Consider the following 26,503-nt stretch of genomic DNA (forward strand, 5'->3'; position numbering starts at 1 on the left):
CTTCTGTCTATCGCTTTTCAATCGACAGGCAGTGTCAGGACTTCCAGGCGACAGCTACTTCTCCAAGCGCTTTGAGAACGGCTTCGTCTGCCGGACGTACATCTTCAGAAAAGGCTGGATTTTCAAAATATCCAGTCACAATGAGGGGGCTGCCGTGGTCAGGGGGAATAAGCACAGCCAAATCATTAGTTTTGTTTCCAACACCCGGCCGCATACCGGTGCCGGTCTTGTCAAAACCACCCCAACTGCTCGGGATTCCACCCCTGATACGGTTCAGCCCGCTTTTCGTTGACGCCATCCAGCCCTGAAGGCGTTCACGATTTGCCGTGCCAAGTACATTACCAAGAACGATTTTCCTGACGGTCTCGGCCATAATCCTTGGTGTTGTGCTGTTCTTGTCCGTTCCCGGCGGAATCACGTTGATGGAGGGTTCGTAGCCGTCCAGTCGGCTCGTGCTGTCCCCAATCTCGCGCCAGAACCGCGTGACGGCTTCAGGGCCACCAAAACGACGTAAAAGCACATTTGCTGCTGCATTGTCGCTTGTTATTTGTACAGCCTGAGCAAGTGTCAGGAACGACAACCGGCCCTTGGCCAGATTTTCTTCAACGACAGGTGAGTATGCAACGATATCCGCGCGGCTAACGGCCAGAGTCTCCGACAAGTCGAGCCGGCCCGCATCATTTTCGCGGAGCACCATGGCGGCGAGAGAGAGTTTGAAGGTCGAGCAATGGCAAAAGCGTTCGTCCATGCGCCAGCCAAAGCTTCGTCCACTGCCAGTGTCCAGCACAAATGCTCCCAGCCTTCCTCCGGCAGACTGCTCTATGGCACGCAAGCGCGCTACAGGGTCAACAGAGGATGCTTTTGCACTGGGCGCCGCAGGAAGCAGAAGACCCGCCCCTAAAGTAATAGCAAAGTCACGACGTTTTATCATGAAATATCAATATCTTTCGTTTTCGAACTTAACCATCGTAGCACTTACGGATCAAAGATGTTACTGCCCAGAATAGCCGTACACACAAAGAAACTACACTTCATTCAAAACTGGGTAATGTTCCATACCCAATATGATCTCATCTAAAATACAAATCCGGCATTCTGGTGGCAGATGACGAACCGTTCGACATATATCCAGGCTGAGCAAAGCCTTTTTCTCCTCCCTACAGATGGTTTTGCCTGACTCTGCTTTAGTCGGATCACAAAGCGTTAACCTCCCCACTACCCTCACCAGCTCACCGCCCATCCTTCATCCCGGTACCCCTGTCGTTCTCGTTGGCACGCTCGACAGCAACGGCAAACCAAACATCATGCCCATTTCATGCGCCTGATCATTAGGATCAGAATATTGTTATAGGGTTGGGCACAGCCGGACAGATTCTGCAGAATATTCGTGCTGACATTCACCGAGACAAACCGGAGAATACTTCATCCTGTCGAGCTGAAAGTTACTGGCATTTCCACGTCGACCATGTCGGACCATGCCCGCAAGTTGATAGAAGGTATGCTGATCCTTGGGTATAGTCAGGGAAAACACCGCTATTATAGGCCACCAGACCCTCAAATCGCGAACCTTCCGATTACCAAAGGGATTTTCAGCCCCTCACGGCTGTTTGAGAACCCCCCTTGGCCTAGGAGGTGCCTCTCCTAGGGTACTCATTTACGTGATAGGCATCTGGCAGGAGAAGCAAATACTCAAAGGTACGACAGCTTTCTGAAGCGAAATTTTCTGGCACATACATCACGAGAATTACAGCTGACGACAAGTGGCCAGAATTTTATCGCCTCCCGCACATGGACCTGACGGATCTGTTGTAGAAACGTCCTCCATATCGCAGGGACTGCATTATGGACGGGAGTGAAAAACCGAATCATCTCGAAAGGCAGCTCAAAGGGAGCAGGACATCTATCGTGTCAGAAGTCGTGTCCTCCACTTTCACGTTAAAAGGAAAGACTGCCTCTTAGACAATTCTCTTCTCCGAGCAGGAGAGATAAGAAACCGGGGCTTATATGTACTTGGAGACCTTAAAGGCTCGACACCCAGATTGCCTCTTGAGAGAACTTACGCTGAGAACTCCCTCTCCCCTGCATATCTGAGCCGTTGTGCATCCCGAGCGGGCGGGACGCCAAACATGCGCCGATACTCGCGGCTGAACTGAGACGGGCTGTCATAGCCAACCGCAAATCCTGCCTCCGCCGCATCGACAGTGGCGTTTAACAGGCGTCGGCGCGCTTCCTGCAAGCGAAGGCGAGTACGATACTGTAGCGGGCTCATCATGGTTGCAGCTCGAAAATGCCGATGAAAGGATGAAGGACTCATCCCTGCAATCTTTGCGACGGACGCAATATCAAAAGCTTCTGCGTAGTGCGTCCGTATCCACCCTATCGCTCGGTTGAGCTGGGAGAGATTAGTCCCTGCAGTCGCAATCTGCCGCAGAACATAACCCTGCGGTCCTTGCAGAAGGCGATAGAGCAGTTCGCGTATGATGCCAGGCAGAAGAATTGGAACATCCTCAGGAGTTTCCAGCAACCCCACAAGGCGTGTTACTGGCCCGAGGATCTCATGTGTCAGTGCACTGACCGTCATACATGACGGACATGCCGTTCCATTTGAAGGAAAGGCATCTTTCATTTCAAGCAGCAGATCGGCGATCTGTGCCGGGTCCAGAGCGAGACAAAGCGCAAGATATGGTTTTTCGTGCGTGGCTTGAGTAACCTGACCGGTAACGGGCAGATCAACAGCCGTTACAAGATACTTGCTAGCGTCATAATCGAAGACCTTGTCGCAGAGCATCACCTGCTTGGAGCCCTGTACGATGACACAGAAGCGCGGTTCATAGACAACATCCATCGGTGTCGTAGGCGCATCGGCACGAAACAGCAGCAAGCCAGGTACAACCGATCTTGTTGTCGGTTCTATGCAATGACGGTCAATCGTGTCGCGGAGCCGTGACAGAATATCCTGCATGAAGAAAGGTTTCCGGTTTTTTCGGTCAGTCGGTTGTTTATTGCACATTTAGGATCATGCCTGATCCACCCAAGCATACACCAGAAGACTTTGGTCGGATCGTGCAAGTATCTGATCGGATCGGGCACAATCGTGAAGATCGCCGAGCTAAATTTGGTCACCTTGCGACCCGTATCGCACAGTTTCCCGAAGGTCTTACCCATTTGATTTTCCCACGCAGGATTTCGTGAGGCAGGATTGTGCAATCATCTGATTGGATTACTCTACCGGATAACACGCCCGAAGTTGCATGATCCGCCCAAGCCTTCCGCAGCAGTCCCCTCCCCTGAGAGCATTCTTTCCAGAGGAAAACGGACAATGCGGCGCGGCATCATGTCATGGCGAAAAGCTTGCCGATTTGTCCGCGCATTCGAGGGTGCCGGACAAGCGGGGTGCGGCTTCCGTGCTCCAAAGCCATCTGAACAGAGATATTCAATGGGGATCGTCGCCTTTGCGTTACGACGGCCTTACACATTCCTTGTCGCAGGCGTGCTCATCCTGCTTCTGGGCATTACGGCCGTCTTCAGAACACCAACGGATGTGTTTCCAAACATCGATATCCCGGTCGTTACCGTCGTCTGGTACTATGACGGGCTCGATGCTGCTGAGACCGAGAAGCGGATCAGCACTTATACGGAATTTTCCGAAAGCTTCTTCGTCAACAATCTGCGCACGATTGAAAGCCAGACGACGCCAGGTCTGGTCCTGCAAAAGCTGTATTTTCAGCCGGGCGTAAACGTGGACCTTGCCGTAGCCCAGACCGTTTCGGCTACGAATTCGATCCGCGCTTTGTTGCCTCCCGGTATCCAGCCCCCAATCATCATGCAGTACAGCGCATCCAGTGTTCCGGTTCTGCAACTTTCCTTGTCTTCTGAGAAACTGACGGAAAGCGAACTGTACGATTACGGCATTTACCGTATCCGCCAGCAGCTCGCCCCCATCCCCGGCACGATGCTGCCCCCACCCTATGGCGGAAAGATCCGTCAGGTGATGGTGGACATTGATGAGACCAAGCTGGCGGGTGTCGGCCTCACGCCGCTGGATGTTTCGAATGCCATCAATGTGCAAAACCTGACACTACCCGGCGGAACAGTGAAATTCGGCGCCACCCAGTACGACGTGCGCATGAACGGTATGCCAGACGTCGCAGCACGCCTGAACGATGTTCCCCTCAAGCGTGACCCGAAAACGGGCGCCATTGTGCGTATTGCCGATGTCGCGCAGGTGCGTGATGGAACGGCAGTGCAACAGAATGTCGTGCGCCGAGAAGGGCGTCGCTCCGTGCTGCTCTCAATCATGAAAGCCGGCAATGCCTCGACGCTAAATGTTGTAAACGCCATCCGTAATCAGGTTCTGCCGGTCACTCGGGCAGCAGCCCCGGCAGGCATGAAGATTGAGGAACTGTTTGATCAGTCTCTGTTCGTCAAGGCGGCTATTACCGGAGTGGCGTCTGAAGCCGTCATCGCCGGGCTGCTGACAGCGGCAATGATCCTTGCGTTTCTTGCAAGCTGGCGCTCGACCATTATCGTTGCCGTGTCCATCCCGCTGGCCATCCTGTCCTCCATCGCCGTGCTGTCCTGGACAGGTCAGACGTTGAATCTCATGACCTTGGGCGGTCTCGCGCTTGCTGTTGGCATTCTGGTGGATGATGCGACTGTTACCATCGAAAACATCCACCGTATCCGACATGAAGGAACAGAACTGCGGCAAGCCGTTCTCAAGGGTGCTTCGGAAATTGCATTGCCGACGCTGGTTTCGACGCTAGCCATCTCCAGTGTGTTTGTATCGGTGGAGTTCCTTGTCGGCCCTTCCCGCTTCCTTTTCACACCGATGGCGTTGGCCGTTGTGTACGCCATGCTGGCTTCCTATGCGATCAGCCGGACGCTAGTGCCAATCTTTGCGGCTATCCTCCTCAGGTCTGAAGAACGACAGGCTATGCGACGTCGGGATGCCGGCTTGCCGCCTGATGTCATTACCCGGTTCGGGATTGCTTTTGATCGGCGCTTTGACCGGTTGCGGGAGAGCTATATCCGTCATCTGCACGGGCTCATTGCCAGCGGCTGGAAAGTTCCCGTTCTGGCGAGCGTGACATTACTCATCGCCGGGGGGCTTGCAACCCAGGTCGGGCAAGACTTCTTCCCCACGATCGATGCGGGAGAATTCAAGTTGCACGTCCGAGCCCCGGAAGGGACGCGTATCGAGAGCACTGAGCAATTGTTCGATCGGGTTGAAGACGTCATCCGTGAGGTCGTACCCGAGCATGAACGCTCGTTGGTTCTCGATAACATGGGTGTGCCATTCCGGTACTCCATGCCTTTCGACGACGGCACGACCGTTGGACCGAATGACGGTCAGATCATGGTTGAGCTGAAAGAAGGACATCGCCCAACTGCCGATTATATCCGCAAGCTCCGGACCGAACTGGCTCGTCGCTTTCCTGACTGCGTGTTTTATTTCCAGCCAGCCGATATCGTGACGCAGATCCTGAATTTCGGCCTCCCTGCACAGGTGGATATCCGCATTTCAGGTTATGACGCGGCAAATAACCGCAAGGTCATGCAAGAGGTCCGTCAGGAAGTCTCCCGCATTCCCGGCTTGGTGGACGTTCATCTGCACCAGCAGATTTCGGCTCCAGAACTGGCGGTCGCGATTGATCGTGAGCGCGCTCTGGACCTCGGTCTGACGCTCAATGACGTCGCCCGCAACGTGATGGTGTCTCTGGCGTCCTCCAATACTGTCACGCCAAACTTCTGGGTCGATCCGGCAACAGGCATCCAGTACCCGCTCGCGGTCCAGACGCCGCAGTATCGGGTCAACAACCTTGGAGATCTGCGTAACACGGTCATCGCTTCTGCAATGGGGCCACAGCACGCATCAGCCCTGCTCAACAACGTCGCAACGATCAAGCGCGGCACGGCACAGAACGTCATTTCGCATAGCAACATCCAGCCGACACTCGATGTGGATGCGAGCGCTGAAGGGCGTGATCTGGGGAGTATTGCCCGGGACATCGATCGGGTCATTGCGCGCCATCGTGGAGAGCTGTCACCAGGCAATGTGATCTCCGTTCAAGGGCAGATCGAGAGCATGCATTCTGCCTTTACCCGCCTGGGTATTGGTCTGATGGTCGCAGCCATTGCGGTCTATCTTCTGATGGTCGTGAACTTCCAGTCCTTCATGGACCCATTCGTGGTCGTCCTTGGCCTTCCAGGGGCCATGTGCGGGATTGTATTCATGCTGTTCGTCACGGGAACGACATTTTCCGTTCCGTCCCTGATGGGCGCGATCATGAGTGTCGGTGTGGCCAGCGCCAATTCGATCCTCCTTGTGACCTTTGCCAAGGAAAGACGTGCTGAAGGATTGAGCGCCGTCGAAGCCGCCGTCGCTGCCGGACAGGCACGCCTGCGCCCCATTCTGATGACGTCGCTCGCGATGATCATCGGCATGCTGCCCATGTCACTGGGTCTTGGCGATGGCGGAGAACAGAACGCGCCACTCGGACGCGCCGTGATTGGCGGTCTGATGATGGGCACCTGCGCCACGCTCTTCATTGTGCCCTGGCTCTACACACGCCTGAGAAAACGAGAAAGCCGCATTCTTGAGGAATACAGTCATGTCTGAACCCGTCCAGTCCTCTGCCGGTATCCGCGAAGAACGCCGCGGGCTACCTGTTGCCCCTTTGCTTGGCGTTGGCGCTATCCTTCTGCTGGGTTACGGAATTTATACGCATACCGAACGGGGCATTGCGGTTCGTGCTCTGGCTGACACCCGTCAGAACCAGATCCCGGAGGTCAGCTTCATGGTTGCCCACAGAGAGACAAAACCCGTCTCTCTCGATCTTCCAGGCGAAACCGCTCCCTTTGAAACAGCGGCGATTGGTGCGCGAGCCTCCGGTTACATTGCTGAACGCCGGGTCGATATTGGCACTCATGTGAAGGCTGGCGACGTTCTGGCCATCATTCATGCGCCAGAGCTGGATCGTCAGGAAGCCCGCGCCAAAGCCGCCCTTGAACAGGCTCGTGCCAATCTCGACCTTGCCCGTGTCACGGCAAGACGCTCGGGCGGCCTTGTTGGGGGGGGCGCAGTGAGCAAGCAGAACTTTGATACGGACCGCATGACCCAGCAGGCACAGAACGCTGCGCGTGCCGCCGCTGATGCCGCCTTGGCGGAAAGCGCACAACGGCGTGCCTATACCATCGTGACCGCACCCTTCGATGGCGTGGTCACGGTGAGAAACGTTGAGGTTGGGGACCTCGTGGGTGCAGATAGCACGCAATCTGCACCTCTGTTTGTTATCGCTCGAACAGACCGACTACGCGTTCGGGTACATGTGCCTCAGGAAGAAGCTGGCACGGTGCAGAGCGGCACGCCTGTCAGCCTGACAGTTCCGGACCGTCCGGGCGAGAGTTTTGGAGGGACCGTCACACGGACGGGCCACGCGCTGGAGCGGGACAGCCGTATGCTTCCGGTGGAAATCGAACTGGATAATCGTGACGGAAGGCTCTCTGCCGGGGTCTACGGTTCCATTCATTTCGACTTGCCACGTCCTGCCCCTACTCTTCTGATTCCTACTGAATCCCTGATCTACAATGCAGATGGGCTGTCCGTTGCAACAGTGGAGGATGGCAACCGGCTGCGTCTCCATAAGGTCACCGTGGGGCGCGATTATGGGGATCGAATTGAAATCCAGACAGGCCTGCCTGAAGGCAGTCGTCTGATCCTGCATCCGCCCTCGGCTTTGACAGATGGCCGACAGGTTGCACCTCATGATGTGAAGGGAGCGTAAGGATGCGGTCTTCCATCAGAACCCTCACGGTCGGAATGGCGCTGACGCTTGGGGGATGCACAATGATCCCGGATTATCATCGTCCGACGGCACCAATCGCAAAAGAATGGCCGACAGACGCAAAAGGCTCTACGTCTGTAGATGCAAGCGAGCTCGAAAACTGGCGGGATTTCTACCGAGATCCTGTCCTGCAATCCTTGATCGAGACAGCGCTGACGAACAACCGTGACCTCCAGATTGCCCAGCATCAGGTCGAGGCATCCAGTGCACAGTTCGATATCGAAAATGCCGCCCTCTTCCCGACCTTAAACGGCACTGCGGGGGCGAACGTACAAAAAATGAACTCACGTATCTGGAGCCTGTCTCAGGGCAACGGTCCATTCTACATGCGCCAATATGCCGTGGGATTCGGTGTGTCGGCCTATGAAGTCGATTTGTGGGGCCGCATCCGCTCCGCCTCGCGCGCGTCGTTTGATCGGTATGTTGGGGACGAACTTGGACGTGAAAGCATGCGTCTGAGCATCATTGCGAGTGTTTCAACGGCGATGCTCAACTGGGTCGCCAACAATCAGGCACTACGGGTCACACAGAACGTGCTCGAGAACCGACGTCACACATACAGCCTTGTCAAACAGACCGCAGACGTAGGCACCGGAACGCAGCTTGATGTCGCTGAGGCTGAGGCGGCACTTCGCGATGCAGAAACCAATCTTCAGATCTACACACGCCAGCGCGATCAGGCGATGAACCAGATTGAGCTTCTTGTAGGGACGCCGTTGACTCCGGGTACGCGCCAAGAACTGGAACATAAGACGTCTCTTGAAGACGTGATACCTTTCCCGGAAGTACCAGAGGGGTTGCCATCGGATATGATTGCACGCCGACCAGACATTCTTTCAGCCGAGCAGGCTTTACGCGCAGCCAACGACGATATTGGTGCGGCCCGAGCCGACTTCTTTCCGAAAATCCAGATCACGGCAGCAAACGGCACAGCCAGCAACAATATCACCCGACTTTTTCAGAGCGGCATGGGCGCCTGGAACGTTGCCCCACAGATCACACTACCACTATTCGATGCCGGCCGGCTGACGGCGCAGCTCCATCAGGCAAAAGCACGCAAAAAAGAGGAAATTTCACGCTACGAAAAGACTGTACAAACAGCCTTCCGGGAAGTTGCTGACGCTTTGGCTGGACGCTCTACCTATCTGGAACAGCTCCAATCTCAAATGTTATTGGTGAATGCTGGCAATCGTCAGTACCAGCTGGCTTTGGCTCGTTTCAGAGGCGGCTATGACCCGTATCTGGAAACGCTTGTCGCGCAACGCACACTTTATGAAGCACAACTGGGAGCGATCGAAACAAAACTCCAACAAATGTCGAATACCATAACATTGTACAAGACATTAGGAGGAGGTTGGAGTGAGACTGTAGCCTCAAGAAAAAATTCACTTACAAATCGGATTCTTTAATAATTATTTTTAAATAAAATTGCGAAGTCTTAGAATTATTGAAAATACTTTCTATAGACGGACTTCGCATTTCTACACCATAATTTTTTATATATTTCTCATTGCAATATATATGGATGGATATATATAAAAATAACCAATACTATCTTTATCAATATCAAACCGATCTGAATTGAAGTTATTTACCTATTCTTCCGCGTGACCAAAATCTGAAGTATGACGACTTTCTCCACTTCTTGACCCATGGCTTAGGGCAGCCTGAATACGGTCGATTAATTCAGAGCGCTGGTAAGGTTTACCCAGAACTTCAAAACTATTATTTTCCGGTGCGTTGAGCGACATCTCATCATTATAGCCTGTAGTGAGAATGACAGGCGTCTGAGGATGCAACTGACTAATTTTCTCTGCCAGAACCAAGCCGTTTGGCCCTCCTGGCATAATGACATCTGAGAAAACGGCACTAAATGGACTCTGTTCAGACAAGGCCTTTTGAAAAACATCCAATGCTTCTGTGGCATTCTGCGCAATCGTTACCTGATACCCGGTTTCCTCAAGAGAGTCTGCGGCATACTGGGCAATATCTGCATTGTCCTCCACAATAAGAATATGGGGTGAATTTGGACTTTCATCGACCGGATACGCTTTATAGCCCGTATTTTTCTTGACGGTTTTGGTCTGCTCCTTTGAGGCATGGACCGGAAAAATCATATGGATGCTTGTGCCACGCTGATGTTCGCTTTCGACCTCCAAACGGCCGCCGGACTGCTGAACAAACCCCTGCACCATCGCAAGCCCCAGCCCGGTTCCGTGTCCCGATGGCTTGGTTGTGAAAAACGGCTCAGTGGCACGGAGCACGATATGAGGAAGCATTCCCTGCCCTTCATCAGCCACCGTCACAACGACGTACTCCCCTGGCTTAAGACGGCGCGCTTCTGCGTCACCATTGAGATGCAGAAGCTTTGTCTTGATAGTAATTGAGCCGCCGGGTGAAGATGCGTCCCGAGCATTGGCGACAACGTTCAGAAGCGCCATTTCGAAATAATTTGCATCCAGTTTTACATCTGGAAGCCGCAATCTCAGGTTCAGATAAAGTTCAATCTGAGTTCCAACAGACATTTCTATCAATTCCTTGAAAGAATTGATGAGAGAACTCAGATTAACTTCTGTTGGATCAAGTCGGGTTCGACGAGCGAAAGACAGTAACTGGCGCGTGAGCCTGGCGCCTCGATCCGCCGCCTGTTGCGCGATCAGGTGCTGCCGTTCAAAGGCCTGATGATCGAGGCGCTTTTCTTTCATGCGCCCCAAACTGTTGTTCAGTATTTGCAGAAGATTATTGAAATCGTGAGCTAAACCGGCCGTCAGTTGCCCGATTGCTTCCATTTTTTGGCCCTGTCGCAGAGCCATCTCGCTTTCGCGCCGTTTGGAAACGTCAAGCTGGCTCGCGAAAAAATAGATCAGTTCACCCTGATCATCAAATACAGGCCCCATGAAAATGGCATTCCAGAACGGTGTGCCATTCCGTCGATAATTCAGGATTTCGAGTGCTACCGGCTTGCAGTTGGCAATCGCCTCTCTCAACTGACGAACATCGTTGGGATCGGTCCCGGCCCCCTGCAGAAAGCGACAGTTTCTTCCGACGACTTCACTTGCCTGATATCCCGTCAGGTCAAGAAAGGCGTTGTTGGCAAATGCAATCGGACAATCTGGCAAACGCGGATCTGCCAAGATCATTGGCATTCTGGTCATTTCGACCGCCGCAAAGAAAACATTACTCCGGTTCTCAAGGGTGGGGTCACTGATTGTTGTCTGTACCCAGTGACGGGGCTCACGATCGCCTAATGTTTCCAAGTCGTTAAGGGAAGGCTGACCCGCAGACATCTGGCGCGACAGGGATGTCTTGGAAGTATTTTCGTCGTCGTTCATGAACTCTGCCGGTAACAGGATTGCAATTACACAGCTTTTCATTCCACGACAAAAAACAAAACAGCAACACAAATCTTGTTTCCGAACGAAATTCTTTACCTTAGCCATTTGCGCTAATTGTTAGGTCTGGTGATTTTCTGGATGAAAGTGAGAATAAGTTTTTCTAAATCTGAAACCCAAATTTTACCGCTTAGGGTCTTGCGCCCTCCCTCCTGGACAGAGGCAGCCACAAAGTCGTCGAGGTGGATTGCCACTACTCATGGCTGAATATTGGAAATGCTTGACCCTCGCCATCCTTGATAGCCTGCTTCATCCGGTTTAGCTGGCTGCTGGGGTGAGGATGAGTGGGGTTTATCAGGAGACGCTCAGTCTTACGCGTCTCAAAGCGTACCTGATGTACCCAACCACATTACGATTGTATAGAATTCGAAGAATTGGATCTTATTGTCCCCAATAAAAAATTCTAAATCTAACACAAAAAATAAATCCCACACACCCAGATTATTAATAATGAATTTTTAATTTATTGGGATTATACATTTAATATCCCGAGTATTTATCGATTTCCCCGATCATTTTCAGTCCGTCTTCGTAGTGCACGATATTTCGGAGGATCATTTCACCGCCGGTTTCCGCACGTGAAGAACTCGCAATATGCGGTGTCAGAGCGATAGAGGGGTGGCTCCAGAAAGGGTGGTCCTCCGGCAGAGGCTCGGGATCGGTTACATCCAGCACGACTTGGCTCAATAGTCCTTCATCCAACGCCCATAGAAGGTCATCCTGAACAAGATGTCCTCCCCTGCCACAATTGATAAGGCAGGCTCCTTTTGGAAGTTTTTCAAACAGTTCCCGGTTTAAGATGCCTTTTGTGGCCGCAGTCAGCGGCATAAGGCAGACAAGGACATCTGTGGTCGCCAGAAAAGCATCCAGTTCCTCAGACCCGGCATAGCTTTTGATGCCGGGAACGTCATGCCGGCTTCGGCTCCAGCCATTACAAACGTATCCAAACTCCGCAAGCTTTTTCAGGACAGGTGTGCCAAGTGCCCCCATGCCCATGACGCCAACCCGAAACAGGCCTGAAGACACGTTTGGTGCCCCCTTCCAGACGCGCTCCCCTTGCTGGCGCGCGTAGTGAAACATATTCCGATGATGAGAAAGAACAGCCCAGAGAACGTATTCTATCATTCCCTCCGCCAGTCCTGGCTCCATCATACGGACGACCCGAACATTTTCAGGTATTGAGGCGAGGTTCAGTTGATCCACCCCTGCCCCAACGGAAAATAGAACTTCGAGATTGGGAAAAACCTCCGCCAGATTTTCCGGTGGCTGCCATGCAGCCAGATAGCGGACTTTCTCCGCATCTCCTGTTTCCGGCCAGACATGAAAAGGGAGTTCGGGCAGTTCCCTGGCGAACATTGGCTTCCACAGGCGTGCACGCTCTTCGGTGGACTTCAGAACAAAAGACATTTCAACAATCCTTAACCGAGTGCCTGACTGGTCAGAGCAAAATATTGCGGAGCATTTTCAGAGATCACCACGGGCTCGGTCGACATTGTGTTGACGACGTCTACACGGATGAGACCCATTTCATCCAGCCAGCCTGAGAGACCGGATGAAGTCGGTGTATCAATTCTGATGAATTCTCCACCGTAAGTACCGATCCAGTGAGAAATAAGCGCCTTTGCCTGCTCTGTTGTTTCCGCAGCGACAGGCCCAATCAACCATCCCCACCCGAACCGACGGCAAAATGAATAGCCTCGTATTCCATCTTCCGTATCGATCACCACTCCTTTAGCGTTCTGCACCAGTTCCTCGATAAGAGCAGACCGCTCCATCCCCGTGGCCGCTCTGTCAAATGCTATGAGATCCTGAAGATCATATTGAACAACCGGCCGCAGCCTCTGACCTGCATCGAGGGCAATGATGGAAGAAGACACCCCATTGCCCTGATGCTGCTCTACAATACCAGTCGGAACAAAGCCGTGTTTTTCATAGAGCGGCTGGCCAGCCGGGGTCGCATTAAGGGATATTGAGCGGCCAGGCAGAAGTCTGCGCACCGTTGTCAGCATGTTGGTGCCAATGCCGTGCCCCTGCCACGCGCCATTGACGATAATCAGCCCGACTGTGGCATGACGTTCGCCGAATGACCACCACATGATCGTGCCTATGATTTCTCCACTTTCCAACGTGGCTACCAGTCCATGACCAAGGCGCAGCATGAAATCCCAGTCTTCCAGACGGTGGGGCCATCCCAGCACTTTTGAAAGACCGGATGCAGCCGCAAGATCCTCCTCGGTCATACTGCGAAGGTTTATAGCCGTCTGTTCACGCAGGTTCGCGTTTTGAGATGTCATAACGACCGCTCCGTGTTTCTGGTAAGACTCTCGATCAGAAATGCAGGCTTCAATATGGGAGATTTTATAACAATATAACTGAAATACTTTTCAATACCAATATTCTGGTCAAGAAGAGCCTCTATTGTTTCCTGATAATGATCAATATTCCTGACCATGAATTTTAAGAGATAGTCATACCCGCCACTAATAAGATGGGCCTCCACCAGGGATTCCACCTTGTGCATTGCCGTCTCAAAGCGGAAAAAATCATCCCGTCTGTGATCTGACAATGTCACCTCTGTAAAGACGGTCATGACGCTTGAAATTTTTTGCAGGGCAATCTGTGCCCCATATCCCACGATATAGCCCGCGGCCTCCAACCGCTTGACGCGGATCAGACATGGACTGGCAGATAGCCCTACACGATTTGCCAGCTCCACATTGGTCAGCCGACCGTTCTTCTGTAACTGAGCCAGAATTTTGAGATCAATACGATCAAGCTTGGGCGCGATTGCCATAAGTCAGGCCATTCTTTCTTCAACGGAGGTCATTGTGCAGGCGGCAGTCCGATGTGAAAACTCTTTGTTTCAAGAAATTCTTCAAGGCCAAGCGCTCCCCCTTCGCGACCGAGCCCGGATTGCTTGACGCCCCCAAAAGGCGCTGACACAAGGGAGATAGATCCGGTGTTCAGTCCCACCATTCCAAAATCTAGAGCCTCTCCGACCCGCCAGCCTCGCGCGATGTCATTAGTGAAAAAATAGCTTGCAAGCCCGAATGGGGTCGCATTGGCCTGTTGAACGGCATCTTGCTCGTTATCGAAGCGGAACACGGGCAGGATCGGGCCGAATGTCTCTTCCTGCGCGATCCGCATTTCGGACGTCACATCTGCCAGCAATACCGGGGATGCAAAGCGACCGTTGATTTCCAGGGGTTTGCCAACAATGCGAGCCCCTTTGGCCAGAGCGTCTTCCACATGCTCCTTAACCTTGGCGACAGCAGCTTCATTGATCAGCGGTCCAATCTGCGTTTGCGGATCAAAGCCGTCGCCCGTCTTCAGGGTCATCACCTCTGTAGCGAGTTGTTCCAGAAACGCATCATGAATTCCGGACTGAACGTAGACACGGTTCGCGCAAACGCAGGTCTGTCCCGCGTTACGGAATTTGCTGAGCATTGTTCCAGACACTGCCACCGCCAGGTCGGCATCATCAAACACGATCAGCGGAGCGTTTCCGCCCAGTTCAAGGCTCAGCTTTTTGATCGTGTCCGCAGACTGACGCATCAGAAGCGCACCAACTTTTGTAGAGCCCGTGAACGACAGCTTGCGCACAACAGAGCTTGCTGTCAGTTCCGGACCAATGTCCTGCGCATAGCCCGTCACAATAGACAGGAGTCCTTTTGGAAGGCCTGCCCGCTCCGCCAGAACAGCGAGAGCCAAAGCCGAATACGGGGTGAGTTCTGATGGTTTGATCACCATGCTGCACCCAGCGGCGAGAGCCGGGGCGCATTTGCGGGTAATCATGGCAAGCGGGAAGTTCCAGGGCGTAATGGCCGCTGTCACTCCCACCGGCTCTTTCAGGATGATGACCCGGCGGTCCGCTGTCGGCACCAGAGCACTCCCCTGCACATGCTCAGCTTCCGCCGCAAACCATTTGAGGAAAGACGCAGCGTAAGCGACTTCTCCTTTGGCTTCTGCCAGAGGCTTACCTTGCTCAAGTGTCATGATTTTGGCCAGATCATCAGCATGGTCCAGCATCAGCTGGTACCATGCCATCAGCAGACCCGCACGATCTGCGGCTGAGCTACGACGCCATTTGCCCTGCGCAATCCGCGCGCTTTCGATGGCAGCGCGGGTTTCTTCAGCCGTGCAGGCCGGAATACTGCCGATGATCTCACCTGTGGAAGGGTTATCGACCGTCAGGGTCTTGCCGCTCGTGGATGCTCTCCAGTCTCCCCCGAGAAAGGCGGTCTGACGGAAAAGATCTGGATCATTCAGGGAAAATGTCATGTCGAAAACTCCGGACGGTCGAACGCAGGAAGGTGACAAAGAACTCTGGGGCCCTCTGGAACAGAGCGAACAGGAGGAGGCACCCTGTCGCAAAGGCCGCTGACACGATCGGGACACCGCGCAAGAAAGCAGCATAATCCCGGATCGAGAGATAGGGGGCTTATGGGAGCGGGCGTCGCTTCCGCCAAACGCCGTGTTTGTGTGGCCTCAAGCCACCCTGGCTCCATAAGAGGAACGGAATCATGCAACAGCCGGGTGTAGGGGTGATGCACCCCTTGCCCCAACGCCACGGCTGGGCCTACCTCAACGGCCTGCCCAGCATATAATACGGCAACACGATCGCAGATGGACTGAAGAGCATGTAGATCGTGGGTAATGAAAATGAAGGCGAGCCCCAAATCACGCTGCAGTTCCTTCATGAGATCCAGAATAGCCGCCGCAACGACGGTATCCAGCGCCGCTGTGATCTCATCACACAGCACGATCTGTGGATCGGCAGCCAAGGCCCGGGCAAAGTTGATCCTCTGCTTCTGGCCACCTGAAAGCTCCGACGGCAATCGGGAGGCGAGTGTGGGCGAAAGCCGGACCATATCCAGCAGTTCATTCACACGCCGCGTGGCCGCCCCTCCTCGCAGGCCCCCATAAAAACGAACAACACGCTCAAGGGCCTGCCCTATGGGTTTCGAAGGGTTCAGCACGCTGTCTGCATTCTGGGCCACAAGCTGCAGATGGCGTCGCTGCTCAGGCGTGCGCTCTCTCACGTCGGCTGCCAATGGTGTTCCGTTCAGCAAAAGCTCTCCGGCAGCCCAAGGCTGAAGCCCTGAAATCGCGCGCGCCAAGGTGCTCTTTCCACAACCGGATTCTCCAATCACGCCCAGCATGCTTCCTTTCGGAACACTGAAGTTGACGTGATTGACAATCACCTTCTCTGGTAATCCAGCGCTCGTGGGCTGCCCATATCCCACCACCAGATTACGCACGTCCAGCAGGCTGGGTTGCTCAGGCTGTCTGGCAAGGTCCGCTTGTCGTGAACGGGGTTCTGCAGCGGTAAGAAGGGCCTGGCTATACGGATCTTCTGGCTGAAACAGGATCTTAGAGACCGTTCCGGATTCCTTGATGGCTCCATCCTTGAGAACAACGGCATGATCGGCAATCTGGGCCACGACCGACAGATCATGCGTCACATATACGCCGGTTATGCCCCGTTCTGCGAAAACAGCTTTGAAGGCAGCAAGCACTTCAATCTGGGTCGTGACATCCAGAGCAGTGGTCGGCTCATCGAAAACGACGACTTCAGGGTCTGTCATCAGAGCCATGGCGGCCATTAACCGCTGCAACTGGCCACCCGACAGCTCTCCAGGATACCTTTCACCGATTGTTTCAGGGTCAGGAAGTGCCAGCGCCCGAAACAGGGAAACCGCCCGGGCTTCCAGATCCCGTCTGGGCAGAATGCGATGGACCAGAGCAGGCTCTACAACCTGTCGCATGATGGACAATGCCGGATTGAAGGCACTTCCGGCATTCTGCGCGACATAACTGATGATTCTCCCCCGGATAGACCGGCATTCATGCGGGGTCAGAGCCGTCACATCATATCCCGCAACCCGGATCTTACCTCCGGCAATCCGACATCCTTTGCGGATATGGCCGAGAAGCGAGAGCGCCACCGTGGTCTTGCCGGAACCGGATTCACCAATCAGAGCCAGCATTTCTCCACGCTGTACTGAAAAGCTGACGTCCCGGACGATCGGAAGCTCCGCTCCCTTCCCTCGACGTCCAACGATTTCAAGGTTTTCAACCTGAATGGTGGCAGCCATGTTCAGCGCCTCCCCCCACTGGAATCCAGCGCAAGGTTAATCCCTACCGTCAGCACTGCGATTACGATAACGGGTACGATCATTGCAGGCGAACCATAGGCCATGCCCAGCATGTTTTCCCGAACCATGGACCCCAGATCGACCTCTGGCGGCTGAACCCCAATTCCGAGAAAGCTGAGATTACTGAGCAACAGCACCGAATAGATGAACCTTAGCCCTACATCTGTAATCATCGGGCCTGCCATGTTGGGAAGAATTTCCTGCAGGATGATGTAAGTCGTGCTTTCGCCTCTGGCTCGCGCCACGGTTACAAAATCGAGCCGCGCAATTCTTTGAGCCAATGCACGGCTCGTACGGTATGCGCCAGGCGTATAAATGACGCCCATCGTTACGATCAAAGCCGTCGTCGATGTTCCAAATACGGCAATGACCAGCAGAGCGAAAAGCAGACTTGGAATGGACAAAAAGCCATCCGCCAACCTCCCTGTCAGTGCCTCAACCCACGGTCGGGCCGTAACCGCCGCGATCCCCAGGAACGTACCGATAGAGCACGACAAGACCGTAGATGCAAAGCACAGAAGAACAGTGTGCCGAATACCGTTTAGCAACCGCGCAAGGGTGTCGCGACCAAGATAGTCTGTTCCCAAAAGATGAGCGGGGGAAGGACCAGAAAAGACGGGCTGACTACCAATCGCGCCCAGATCGTAAGACGAACACAGCGGCCCGAGAAGAGCCAGAAGAAGCCAGAACGCAATCAGCACAACTGCCCGATCATGCCTGCTACGGAAGCTCCCGATCCTGACGATCATGTTTTTCTTCCCCTCGGCAGAGACAGGATCGTGACAATGTCGGCAAACGTTGTGAGAAAGAGATAGGTCACACAGAACACAAGCGCACAGGCCTGTACTGTCGGAACATCGCGTGAGCTGACGGCATCCACCATCAGACCCGAGATTCCAGGGTACGTGAACACAACTTCTATCACCACAACCCCGCCAAGCAGGGAAGAAAGACTAAGGGCTACGGCATTAACGATCGGACCGATCGCATTGGGAATGGCATGCACAAGGATCAGTCGTATCGGACCGACGCCCTTGAGAAGCGCCATTTCGATATAGGGAGCGGATAGCGTATCCGCCATCGCGGCACGCGTCATGCGGACCATCTGCGCAAGAGTTACAAGCGCAAGGCTCGCAACAGGCATAAAAAAGGCCGAAAGAAACTGCCGCAGAGAATGGACACTCCCGACATCTGCCAGTGCAGGCAGCAGGTGTAGACGTACTGCAAAAACATAAACCGCTATTGTGGCGATCACGAACTCCGGGACCGACACCATCCCCAGCGTCAGAATCGAAACGACACGGTCATAAACCGTGTCTTTCCATATGGCTGACGTAACCCCCAAAAACAGCGAGACCGGCACAGAAACCGCTGCGGACGCCCCTGCGAGAAGGAGCGAGTTGTGCAGACGCGGCCCAATGGCATCCGCAACAGAAAGACCATTCAGCAAGGAGTTTCCAAATTCTGCGTGCAGAATTCCCCAGAGCCAGAACCAGAATCGAACAAACACAGACCGGTCCAAACCCAGATTGTGCCGCATGGCGGCTACAGCCTGCGGTGTTGCACCCTGCCCCAAAAGGGCGTCGGTTGCATCACCGGGAAGGACATTCGTGATGGCGAAGACAGTCACTACCACGAAGACAAGTGACGTAGCTGCAGCAAGAAAGCGACGGCCAATCAGCAGAACAAGGTGGCGATTCAAGCCTTCCTCCCCTGCTTTTCACTGAGCCAGACCGAACGCGCAAAATCATAACCCATCAACTGACCAGCCTGGCTGGGACGCAAGCCGCAGATATGGGGCGCATACGCATCCAGGCTGTTCGTGAAATTGGGGATACACACCCCGGATCCAGATGCGACAAGCTCCTGCATATCCCAGTAAAGCTGGCGCTTTTTGGCATCATCCCGCGTGGATTTTGCTTCCTGCAAAAGCCGATCAAAATATGGATTGTGCCAGCGGGATTCATTCCAGGGCGACGCACTGGCAAAACCCACTTCGAACGTCAAACTGGGAGCCGGTCTCGGATTGATGTTGCCAAACCCCAGAGATGACTTCATCCAGTACTGCGTCCAGTAACCATCTGCTGGAACACGCTGCACGGCCATTTTCTGTCCAATCCGGGAGGCAGCATATTGCAGGACAACAGCAATATCGACGGATGCCAGAGCGGCAGGAGAGCAGACCAGTGGAATGGTTTCTCCCAGAAACCCGCTCCGCTTCAGAAGAAATTGTGCCTTGTCAGGATCGTAAACGCGCTGAGGCAATTGATTATTGAAATATGGACTTTCTGGAGGAATAGGTTGATCGTTACCAAGCCGAGAAAAACCCAAAAAAACAGATTGCCGGATTTGTTCTCGATTGAGAAGGAACTTGATGCCTTCGACAAAATCTGGCGAATGGCCATACCTTTGATCCAGCCGAACGGATAAATCCGTGTACGTACCTACCGGACTTTCCACGATACCAAAGCCCGCTTTTTCCAGCATCTGAACAAGACGGGGGTTGACGGTGGCAATCAGGTCTACATCCCCGGACATCAACGCATTATGCCGAGCCATCTCATCGGGAATGGCAATCAGCTCGACGCTGTCAAGGTGCGGTTTCTCACCCCAGAATTCCGAGTTCCTGACGGCAACAGTCCGAATGCCTGGAGCGAATTCCTGACATCGAAAGGGACCGGTACCATTTGCAGTCCTGAAATCTCTTGTTCCAGCTTTCAGAATAGCAAAATTACTGATCCCCAGAATGGCAGGAAAATCCGAATTGGGTGTTTGGAGAACAATTTCCACCATGAGCGGTGATACAGCCCGTACAGACTGCATCGTTCGGGCAAGCGCGTATTGTTGCGAGCCTATCCCAGGATCCTGATGCCTAAGTAGAGAAAAAACGACATCATCTGCTGTCAGGACAGCGCCGTCGTGAAACCGAACATTGCGGCGCAAACGGATATGCCATGTGAGAAGATCATCGCTATCCAGCGCTTCTGCAAGCGCCGGACGAGGGTTGAGCCTGTCGTCCAGGGAGACCAGACCATCATAAAATAGATGACCGCGGATATAGTCCGTCGCCATGGACTGATGTGCGGGATCAAGAGTTTCTGACGCCGAGCCCACTGCGCCAGCCACTTTCAGATGCCCACCAGAAATGGGAGCTGACATTGCTGACCGCGTGGACATTCCCGCCACAAAAAGCCCCGCACCCTTCAGAACAGGTCGACGGCCAAGGACAGATGCAACGCGCATCTTAATTCCTCAGAAAGGAGAACCTGGAAGCCTACCAACATAAGGAGCAACGGAGCCGAACATCTGATTGAAAGAAGTCATTTGAGCCTCCGCTGTGGTCCTGCAACCCCCATCAGGGAATTGCTTTCATTTCGATATAAACACGGATTGACTGAATGTTTTACTCAAAATATCTCGCTTCGCAGGGAAATCTGCTGAATGATTTTTCTCATGCAGCAGATTCAACGGCGCCTCTAGGCGAGCATGACGAGTTCATCACGGTCCGCAGCGTCCGCCAGTTCAGCCAAGGTATGATAATGATAATCTGGTGTCGTTATTTCCTGTACGGCGACAGTTCCTCCGAAGCCGCCCCCTACAGCCTTGCGACGCTCAATCCAGCACACGGTGTAACCCAATTCCCGTGCAATCCCGATGTCATGAAACTGACTCTGGGCCACGTGCAGCACATCCTCCTTCGTGTAACCATCCGGCGCAAGCTGCTCCAGCACATAGGTGAAGTACCGCGGATCAGGCTTTTCGCAGCCACTGTCGTCTACAGTGAACCCCTTGAAAAAAGGGTATTCAAGTGTCTTGTCCATGCCATCAAATGCCCATCTCCGCGCATTCGTCATGGCCACAAGATGGAAATGCTTTTCCAATCTTTTCAGAGCATCCACACTGTCACTAAATGCGGGCCACGACGTAGCGCTTTCGACAAATACATTCTCTTCGCCGCCCCCGGTTGGAAGACCAAATTTTTCTGCCAAGATCAAATAGATAGGCGCCAGATCTTCTGGAAACAATTTCTTTTCTGAACGGTTCCGCAAAGCGCGATATTCCGTTAGAAATTCTTCGAAATCAAGTGTCCCTCCCCTTGTTCCCAAAATTTGCAGCAGCGCGTTTTTCATCCCGTTTTCAAAATCGATCAGCGTTCCAACCACATCAAATGTCAGAACTTTAGGTTTACGCGTCATGGCCTGAATTTTCCTGAAAAAAGATTAGAAACCGGTTGTGAAGGAAAGAACGCCCGCAAAGCCACCACCAACAAAATAAGTCGGCGAGCTGCCCGCTATGGTTGTTCCGTAAACACCCTTTGTAGATTTCGCGTTCGTGCTGAGACCACTTACCCCGGAAAGAAAACCATTATTCCCAATATTCATGAGGTTAAGCTGAATTTGTGGATGCTTGAAATACATATAGCTGTGGAAGCGATATCCAAAGTTGAGATTGAAGGTCTCGAAAGATGGAATACTCTGATCATCCATAAATGTTGAGTATTGTTTGCTGACATAATTCATATTGAAAGCCCCAAAAAGGCTTCCATCATCATAAGACAACCCAACAGCAACAGTGACTTTCGGGCTTTTGACAGCAATTTTTCCAGCAGACCGGACGTAATCATTACCAACTTGAAGATTGTTGTCAGTCGTGGCGTGCAGGTATTGTGCTGAAACATAGGGGCTGAAATGATGCCAGGGGCGCAGTCCCATCTCAATCTGGGCACCACGAGCCGTTTGGCCGCCGCCATTGATAGACTCTGTAACGGGGGTACCGCTCGCATATGTTGTCGTATTGATCTGGCGGTTCGTGAAATTATAATTGAAGAGTGCTAACGCCACACTGACGAGACCGGTATGGCGATACCCGATTTCTTCCCCGATCGCATATTCAGATTTGGGATTAACAGTATGAGACCGTGTCTGTGCTCCCGTAGAGACGCTGTAACGGTCGACATATGACATGATGGAAGCTGGCAGACGAAAGGCTGTCGTGCCGTTGATGTAAATCTGGTCATGCGGCGTAATTTTATAACTGATGGCGACCTGGGGCAGAGGCGCCGCATCACTCTGGCCATTCTGATAATTCGTACCTGGAATATTTTGGGTCACCTTACGGGTCACCATTGTTTCCTTAAAGCCGGCAGTCAGCGTCAAACGATCATTCAAAGCCTTGTAAGTATCATTGATAAACAGAGAGTTCGTTTGTTGGATCAGATGAATATCATACTGGGAAAGCAGTGATCCATCCTGCGTTCTGACCGCCCACTGTCCATACATACTGGAGACCTGCCCATCCGAACCAAGAGCTTCGTAAAGGGATGGTTCAGACTGGTCGAAATAGGAATACCAGTATCCTACAGCAAGTGTATTGTTTCCTTTGGTCCAGGAGAGCGTTGTGTTCAATCCGCTATAATACAGGTCATACTTGTCGATCGAGATCGCAGAAAAAGAGCTTCCACTACCGGTTCCCGTATTTTGCAAGATCCCCGCACTCTGATTACCGTAATAGCTTCCAGTTCTTGAAAGATTCGTCCCGCCATTGTCATAGCCAGTAGCGTAGGTGAAATACGGCGTTGTATTGAGACTGAGCCCATGACCGAGGTTCAGATTGACCGGGGCGCCGAGAATAAGTGTGCGATGCAGATTTTCCTGGAGCTTATAATAATCAGAACTGCCTTTTGTGTACTTGTCTGCATAATTATAATTGACACCATACTGTGCCCACTGGGCCTTCGTAGGTGCACGCAGGTAATATTGGAGCGGATCATTGTAGGACAGAACGAAGGAAGCCTTATTGCCTTCTCCCCATTCCTTCACGAATTTTCCGTCTACGTGATAACGTCGTGTCTGACCTACCCCGCGCCATTCATCGGCTGTTCTGGCAGAAAAAGACAGAAACCCGCGAATTCCCGTATGGCCAATATCTCCCGTATCCATACGGATGAACTCCCGGCGCAGACTGAATGACCCATAAGAAAAATTGGCGAGGCCGCCAAATTTGTGTGACGGATCACGAAGGCTTTCGGTCAATTCCCCTCCCACCGCATTATAGAGGGGGGATGTAATGTCGGGAGATCCCTGCGTCAGGGTGATACTCTGAATGTTTTCGTTATCTGCCGTGGAAGACGTGTATGGCAGAAGATAGACCGGAGCAGCGGCTGGGATACCTTCGTAGAGATACCCGATTTCCGTTTGATCCAAGCCACGAACACTCAGTCCCTGCTGGTCGTCATTTGTTCCCAGAGGATCGTTACCAGAATAAACGACCCCTGGGAGACTGGCTACCATAGACACAGGGTTTGCCGTCGGGCTCTGTTTCGCAATGAAGTCACGCGTAATGCCGCTACGGGATTTTGCCACAGTCTGCGGAGGCATGAGCCCGCCGCCGGGCGTCGTGTTCGTTACACCCGTAGCCGAGGCGATGCCCTTGTGGACTACTACGCTTTCGGTTGCTGCGGATTCCACGTCATGATGCACAGGTGCCGTAGCAGGCGTATTTTCTTTAAGGGCACTTGCGCCATGCTGTGCAACTTTGCTGGCAGGGCGAGCGTGCTGATGATGAGTAACCTCTGCAGCGAAAGCCCCTTGCATGGACAGCCAGGTTGAAAGCGTGAGAAGAACCAGACGTCCCGGCTTCTTCGTAGCTCTCGAGAGCCCCTTGGAGCCGCAACTTTGAAGAACGAACATTTGCGCTGTATCTGACATGTCTGTTCCCATCAGTAGCCGGTTCTCCTTGAAATCTCAGAGAACCTTATTTGCATTCTTACTGTCAGACAATTCGTTGCATATTCGGTTCAGTTCATTCTCCCGTTTCCCTGCCTCGATTGGCATATAATTCCGTTATTGGAACGGTTTCCCCACGTTGCTCTTCAGAGCTCATCCAACGCCTGAAGTAAGAGCTTCGGCGATGGCATTCCCGACATCTGACGTTTTGGCCCGACCGCCCATATCGGGGGTGCGAGGAGCATTCTGGGTGGAAAGAACATCCGTCATGGCTTTCAAAATCAGAGCGGCTGCCTCGGTCTCTCCAAGATGGTCCAGCATCATGGAAGCCGCCCAGATCTGGCCAATTGGATTGGCGATATTCTGGCCGAAGATATCCGGGGCAGACCCATGAACGGGTTCAAACATGGAGGGGTATTTTTTTTCGGGGTTGATGTTGGCAGATGGAGCAACGGCGATTGTTCCCGTCATTCCGGGACCCAGATCGGAAAGAATGTCACCAAACAGATTACTTCCAACAACGACATCAAACCGTTCCGGAGACATTACAAAGCGCGCAGCAAGAATATCGATATGGTATTGATCCATACGGACATCCGGGTATTCTGCACCAATTGCCGCAAACCGCTCATCCCAATACGGCATGGAATGATACAAACCATTCGACTTTGTGGCAGACGTTACGTGAAGACGACCGATTTTCCGCGCCATTTCAAACGCATACCGCAAGATTCGATCCGTTCCGAGCTTCGTAAAAACGGCACTCTGAACAACACCCTCCGCCTCAGTTCCTTCCGCGAAGCGCCCTCCAACCTGAGAATATTCCCCTTCAACGTTCTCCCGAACAATCCAGAAATCCACATCTCCCGGCTTCTTGTTGGCCAGAGGGCATGGAATCCCGGGGAGAAGCCGCACAGGACGCAGGTTCACATATTGATCAAACTCTCTGCGAATCTTCAGGAGCAGTCCCCAGAGGGACAGATGATCCGGAACACCCGGATACCCCACAGCGCCCAGTAAGATGGCATCGTTCTGAGCCAGCTGGCTCATGCCATCTTCGGGCATCATCTGCCCGGTCTTCAGCCAGGTTTCGCAACTCCAGTCGAAGTGGGTATAATCAAACCCGATCCCGCACAGGCGCCCGACACTGTCGAGCACTTTAAGTGCTTCAGGCATAACCTCCTTGCCAATTCCATCTCCTGGCAGGACAGCAATCTTGTAAGTCGTCATGGTCAAATGTCCTGATTGTTGCGCAGGCATGTGTGGGCGAGCGCCACCCAATAGGCGATGCCGTGCGGAATGATCTTGTCATCAAAGTCATAATCGGGCGCATGCAGAGGCGCGGACGTGCCGTTTCCCAGCATGACCAACGCACCGGGCCGCTTTTCCAACAGGAAGCCGAAATCCTCGGAGGCCATGCTTGGTGTCATGTCAGGAACCACCATTCCCTGCGCGCCAACGACCTGGCTCATTGCAGTCAGCGCCAACGCTGTTTCGTCCGCTGTATTTACTGTTACGGGATAAGGTTGGTGAAACTGAACTTTAATCGTTACGTCATGCGCAAGCGCAAGACCTGTGGCCAAACGCGTCATGCCTTCTTTCAGAGATTCCAATTCCTGAACATCCAGCGAACGGATCGTGCCCCGCAGTGTAGCGGTTTCAGGCAAAATGTTGTCCGTTGTGCCCGCATGAAATGTACAAATGGAAAGAACTGCTGCCGTCAACGGGTTTGAGCGACGTGAAACCAGCAGTTGGGCTTCCTGAACAAAGGCGGCCCCCACGGTCAGGGCATCCCGGCCCAAATGTGGCTGAGCCGCATGTGATCCCTTCCCTTTTATGTCTATCAGAAACCTCCAACCTCCAGCCATAATCGCACCTGTACGGGTCGCCATCGAGCCAATGGGAAGGCCGGGCCAGTTATGCATTCCAAAGACACGCCCCGCGGGGAAGTGCTCCAGTAGCCCCTCATCCAGCATGACTTTGGCGCCAGCGCCGCCCTCCTCTCCTGGCTGGAACACAAAATGGACCGTTCCGCAGTCTGGCGGGTCAGCAGCCAATGCGGCAGCAGCTCCCAGAAGCATGGCCGTATGCCCGTCATGGCCACAGGCATGCATCCGTCCAGAATGGCGGGAAATATGAGCGTGGTTCCCCCGCTCCTCAATCGGTAGAGCGTCCATATCCGCGCGTAAAATGATGGATGGACCGGCCTGCTTTCCTGGGAGAGACGCCACAACTCCGGTTTTTGCCAGTCCTCTGGATGGGCGATATCCGAGAGACGTCAGAACATCCGCCACGATATCGGACGTCCTAAATTCTTCGAACCTGAGCTCCGGATGGGCATGAAGATCTTTTCGCAGGGCGACGAGGTCAGAAAGCTCCAT

Annotated in this window: 18 protein-coding genes; 3 read left to right on the forward strand and 15 right to left on the reverse strand. The window is 53.2% G+C overall.

Translation table 11 applies throughout. The features are described from left to right. Nucleotides 1–34: 34 nt before the first annotated feature. Both bla and GFR01_RS10440 read right to left on the reverse strand, forming a co-directional pair. A complete protein-coding gene (gene bla, locus GFR01_RS10435) occupies nt 35–931 on the reverse strand; it encodes a class A beta-lactamase (RefSeq protein WP_099182405.1) in 897 nt (298 codons plus the stop codon). A 1,125-nt stretch (nt 932–2,056) separates the two neighbouring features. Then, nucleotides 2,057–2,962, reverse strand: coding sequence for an AraC family transcriptional regulator (locus GFR01_RS10440; RefSeq protein WP_099182406.1), 906 nt, complete (start codon nt 2,960–2,962; stop codon nt 2,057–2,059). A 474-nt stretch (nt 2,963–3,436) separates the two neighbouring features. On the opposite strand from GFR01_RS10440, the gene GFR01_RS10445 reads away from it, so the two are divergent. From GFR01_RS10445 to GFR01_RS10455, 3 genes are read left to right on the forward strand one after another with little or no spacing between them, the layout of a single operon-like run. Continuing rightward, a complete protein-coding gene (locus GFR01_RS10445) occupies nt 3,437–6,622 on the forward strand; it encodes an efflux RND transporter permease subunit (RefSeq protein ID WP_099182407.1) in 3,186 nt (1,061 codons plus the stop codon). Then, a complete protein-coding gene (locus GFR01_RS10450) occupies nt 6,615–7,787 on the forward strand; it encodes an efflux RND transporter periplasmic adaptor subunit (protein WP_099182408.1) in 1,173 nt (390 codons plus the stop codon). Before GFR01_RS10445 ends, GFR01_RS10450 begins: the two co-directional genes overlap by 8 nt. 2 nt (nt 7,788–7,789) lie before the next feature. After that, a complete protein-coding gene (locus tag GFR01_RS10455; protein WP_099182409.1) occupies nt 7,790–9,256 on the forward strand; it encodes an efflux transporter outer membrane subunit in 1,467 nt (488 codons plus the stop codon). 186 nt (nt 9,257–9,442) lie between these two features. Here the strand turns inward: GFR01_RS10455 and GFR01_RS16120 are convergent, their stop codons facing one another. From GFR01_RS16120 to GFR01_RS10520, 13 genes are all read right to left on the reverse strand, one after another. After that, a complete protein-coding gene (locus GFR01_RS16120) occupies nt 9,443–11,287 on the reverse strand; it encodes a PAS domain-containing protein (RefSeq protein WP_276327981.1) in 1,845 nt (614 codons plus the stop codon). A gap of 432 nt (nt 11,288–11,719) precedes the next feature. Then, nucleotides 11,720–12,646, reverse strand: coding sequence for a 2-hydroxyacid dehydrogenase (locus tag GFR01_RS10465; protein ID WP_099182411.1), 927 nt, complete (start codon nt 12,644–12,646; stop codon nt 11,720–11,722). Nucleotides 12,647–12,657: 11 nt separating this feature from the next. Further along, on the reverse strand, nt 12,658–13,533 hold the full coding sequence (locus GFR01_RS10470; RefSeq protein ID WP_099182412.1) for a GNAT family N-acetyltransferase: 876 nt from the start codon (nt 13,531–13,533) through the stop codon (nt 12,658–12,660). Further along, entirely contained in the window at nt 13,530–14,033 is a 504-nt protein-coding gene (locus GFR01_RS10475) for an Lrp/AsnC family transcriptional regulator (protein WP_099182413.1), read from the reverse strand. The genes GFR01_RS10470 and GFR01_RS10475 overlap by 4 nt, the downstream gene beginning before the upstream one ends. 29 nt (nt 14,034–14,062) lie before the next feature. Further along, nucleotides 14,063–15,520: an NAD-dependent succinate-semialdehyde dehydrogenase gene (locus GFR01_RS10480; RefSeq protein WP_099182414.1), complete on the reverse strand. Its 1,458-nt coding sequence runs from the start codon at nt 15,518–15,520 to the stop codon at nt 14,063–14,065. After that, nucleotides 15,517–17,337 carry an ABC transporter ATP-binding protein gene (locus GFR01_RS10485; protein WP_099182415.1) on the reverse strand — a complete coding sequence of 607 codons (1,821 nt, stop codon included), beginning with the start codon at nt 17,335–17,337 and terminating at the stop codon, nt 15,517–15,519. The genes GFR01_RS10480 and GFR01_RS10485 overlap by 4 nt, the downstream gene beginning before the upstream one ends. Nucleotides 17,338–17,339: 2 nt before the next feature. Continuing rightward, nucleotides 17,340–18,146, reverse strand: coding sequence for an ABC transporter permease (locus GFR01_RS10490; protein ID WP_099182416.1), 807 nt, complete (start codon nt 18,144–18,146; stop codon nt 17,340–17,342). Further along, complete coding sequence (locus GFR01_RS10495; RefSeq protein ID WP_099182417.1) at nt 18,143–19,099, reverse strand: ABC transporter permease; 957 nt, start codon at nt 19,097–19,099, stop codon at nt 18,143–18,145. Before GFR01_RS10495 ends, GFR01_RS10490 begins: the two co-directional genes overlap by 4 nt. Beyond that, entirely contained in the window at nt 19,096–20,640 is a 1,545-nt protein-coding gene (locus GFR01_RS10500) for an ABC transporter substrate-binding protein (protein WP_099182418.1), read from the reverse strand. Before GFR01_RS10500 ends, GFR01_RS10495 begins: the two co-directional genes overlap by 4 nt. Before the next feature lie 233 nt (nt 20,641–20,873). Further along, nucleotides 20,874–21,593, reverse strand: coding sequence for an HAD-IA family hydrolase (locus GFR01_RS10505; RefSeq protein ID WP_063903969.1), 720 nt, complete (start codon nt 21,591–21,593; stop codon nt 20,874–20,876). Between the two features lie 24 nt (nt 21,594–21,617). Continuing rightward, nucleotides 21,618–24,104, reverse strand: coding sequence for a TonB-dependent receptor (locus tag GFR01_RS10510; protein ID WP_244902251.1), 2,487 nt, complete (start codon nt 24,102–24,104; stop codon nt 21,618–21,620). A gap of 171 nt (nt 24,105–24,275) precedes the next feature. Then, entirely contained in the window at nt 24,276–25,352 is a 1,077-nt protein-coding gene (locus tag GFR01_RS10515; RefSeq protein ID WP_099182420.1) for a tartrate dehydrogenase, read from the reverse strand. A 2-nt stretch (nt 25,353–25,354) separates the two neighbouring features. Beyond that, on the reverse strand, nt 25,355–26,503 hold the full coding sequence (locus GFR01_RS10520) for an amidohydrolase (RefSeq protein ID WP_099182421.1): 1,149 nt from the start codon (nt 26,501–26,503) through the stop codon (nt 25,355–25,357).

This window comes from Gluconobacter frateurii, assembly GCF_002723955.1.
GTDB classification, from domain to species: Bacteria; Pseudomonadota; Alphaproteobacteria; order Acetobacterales; family Acetobacteraceae; genus Gluconobacter; species Gluconobacter frateurii.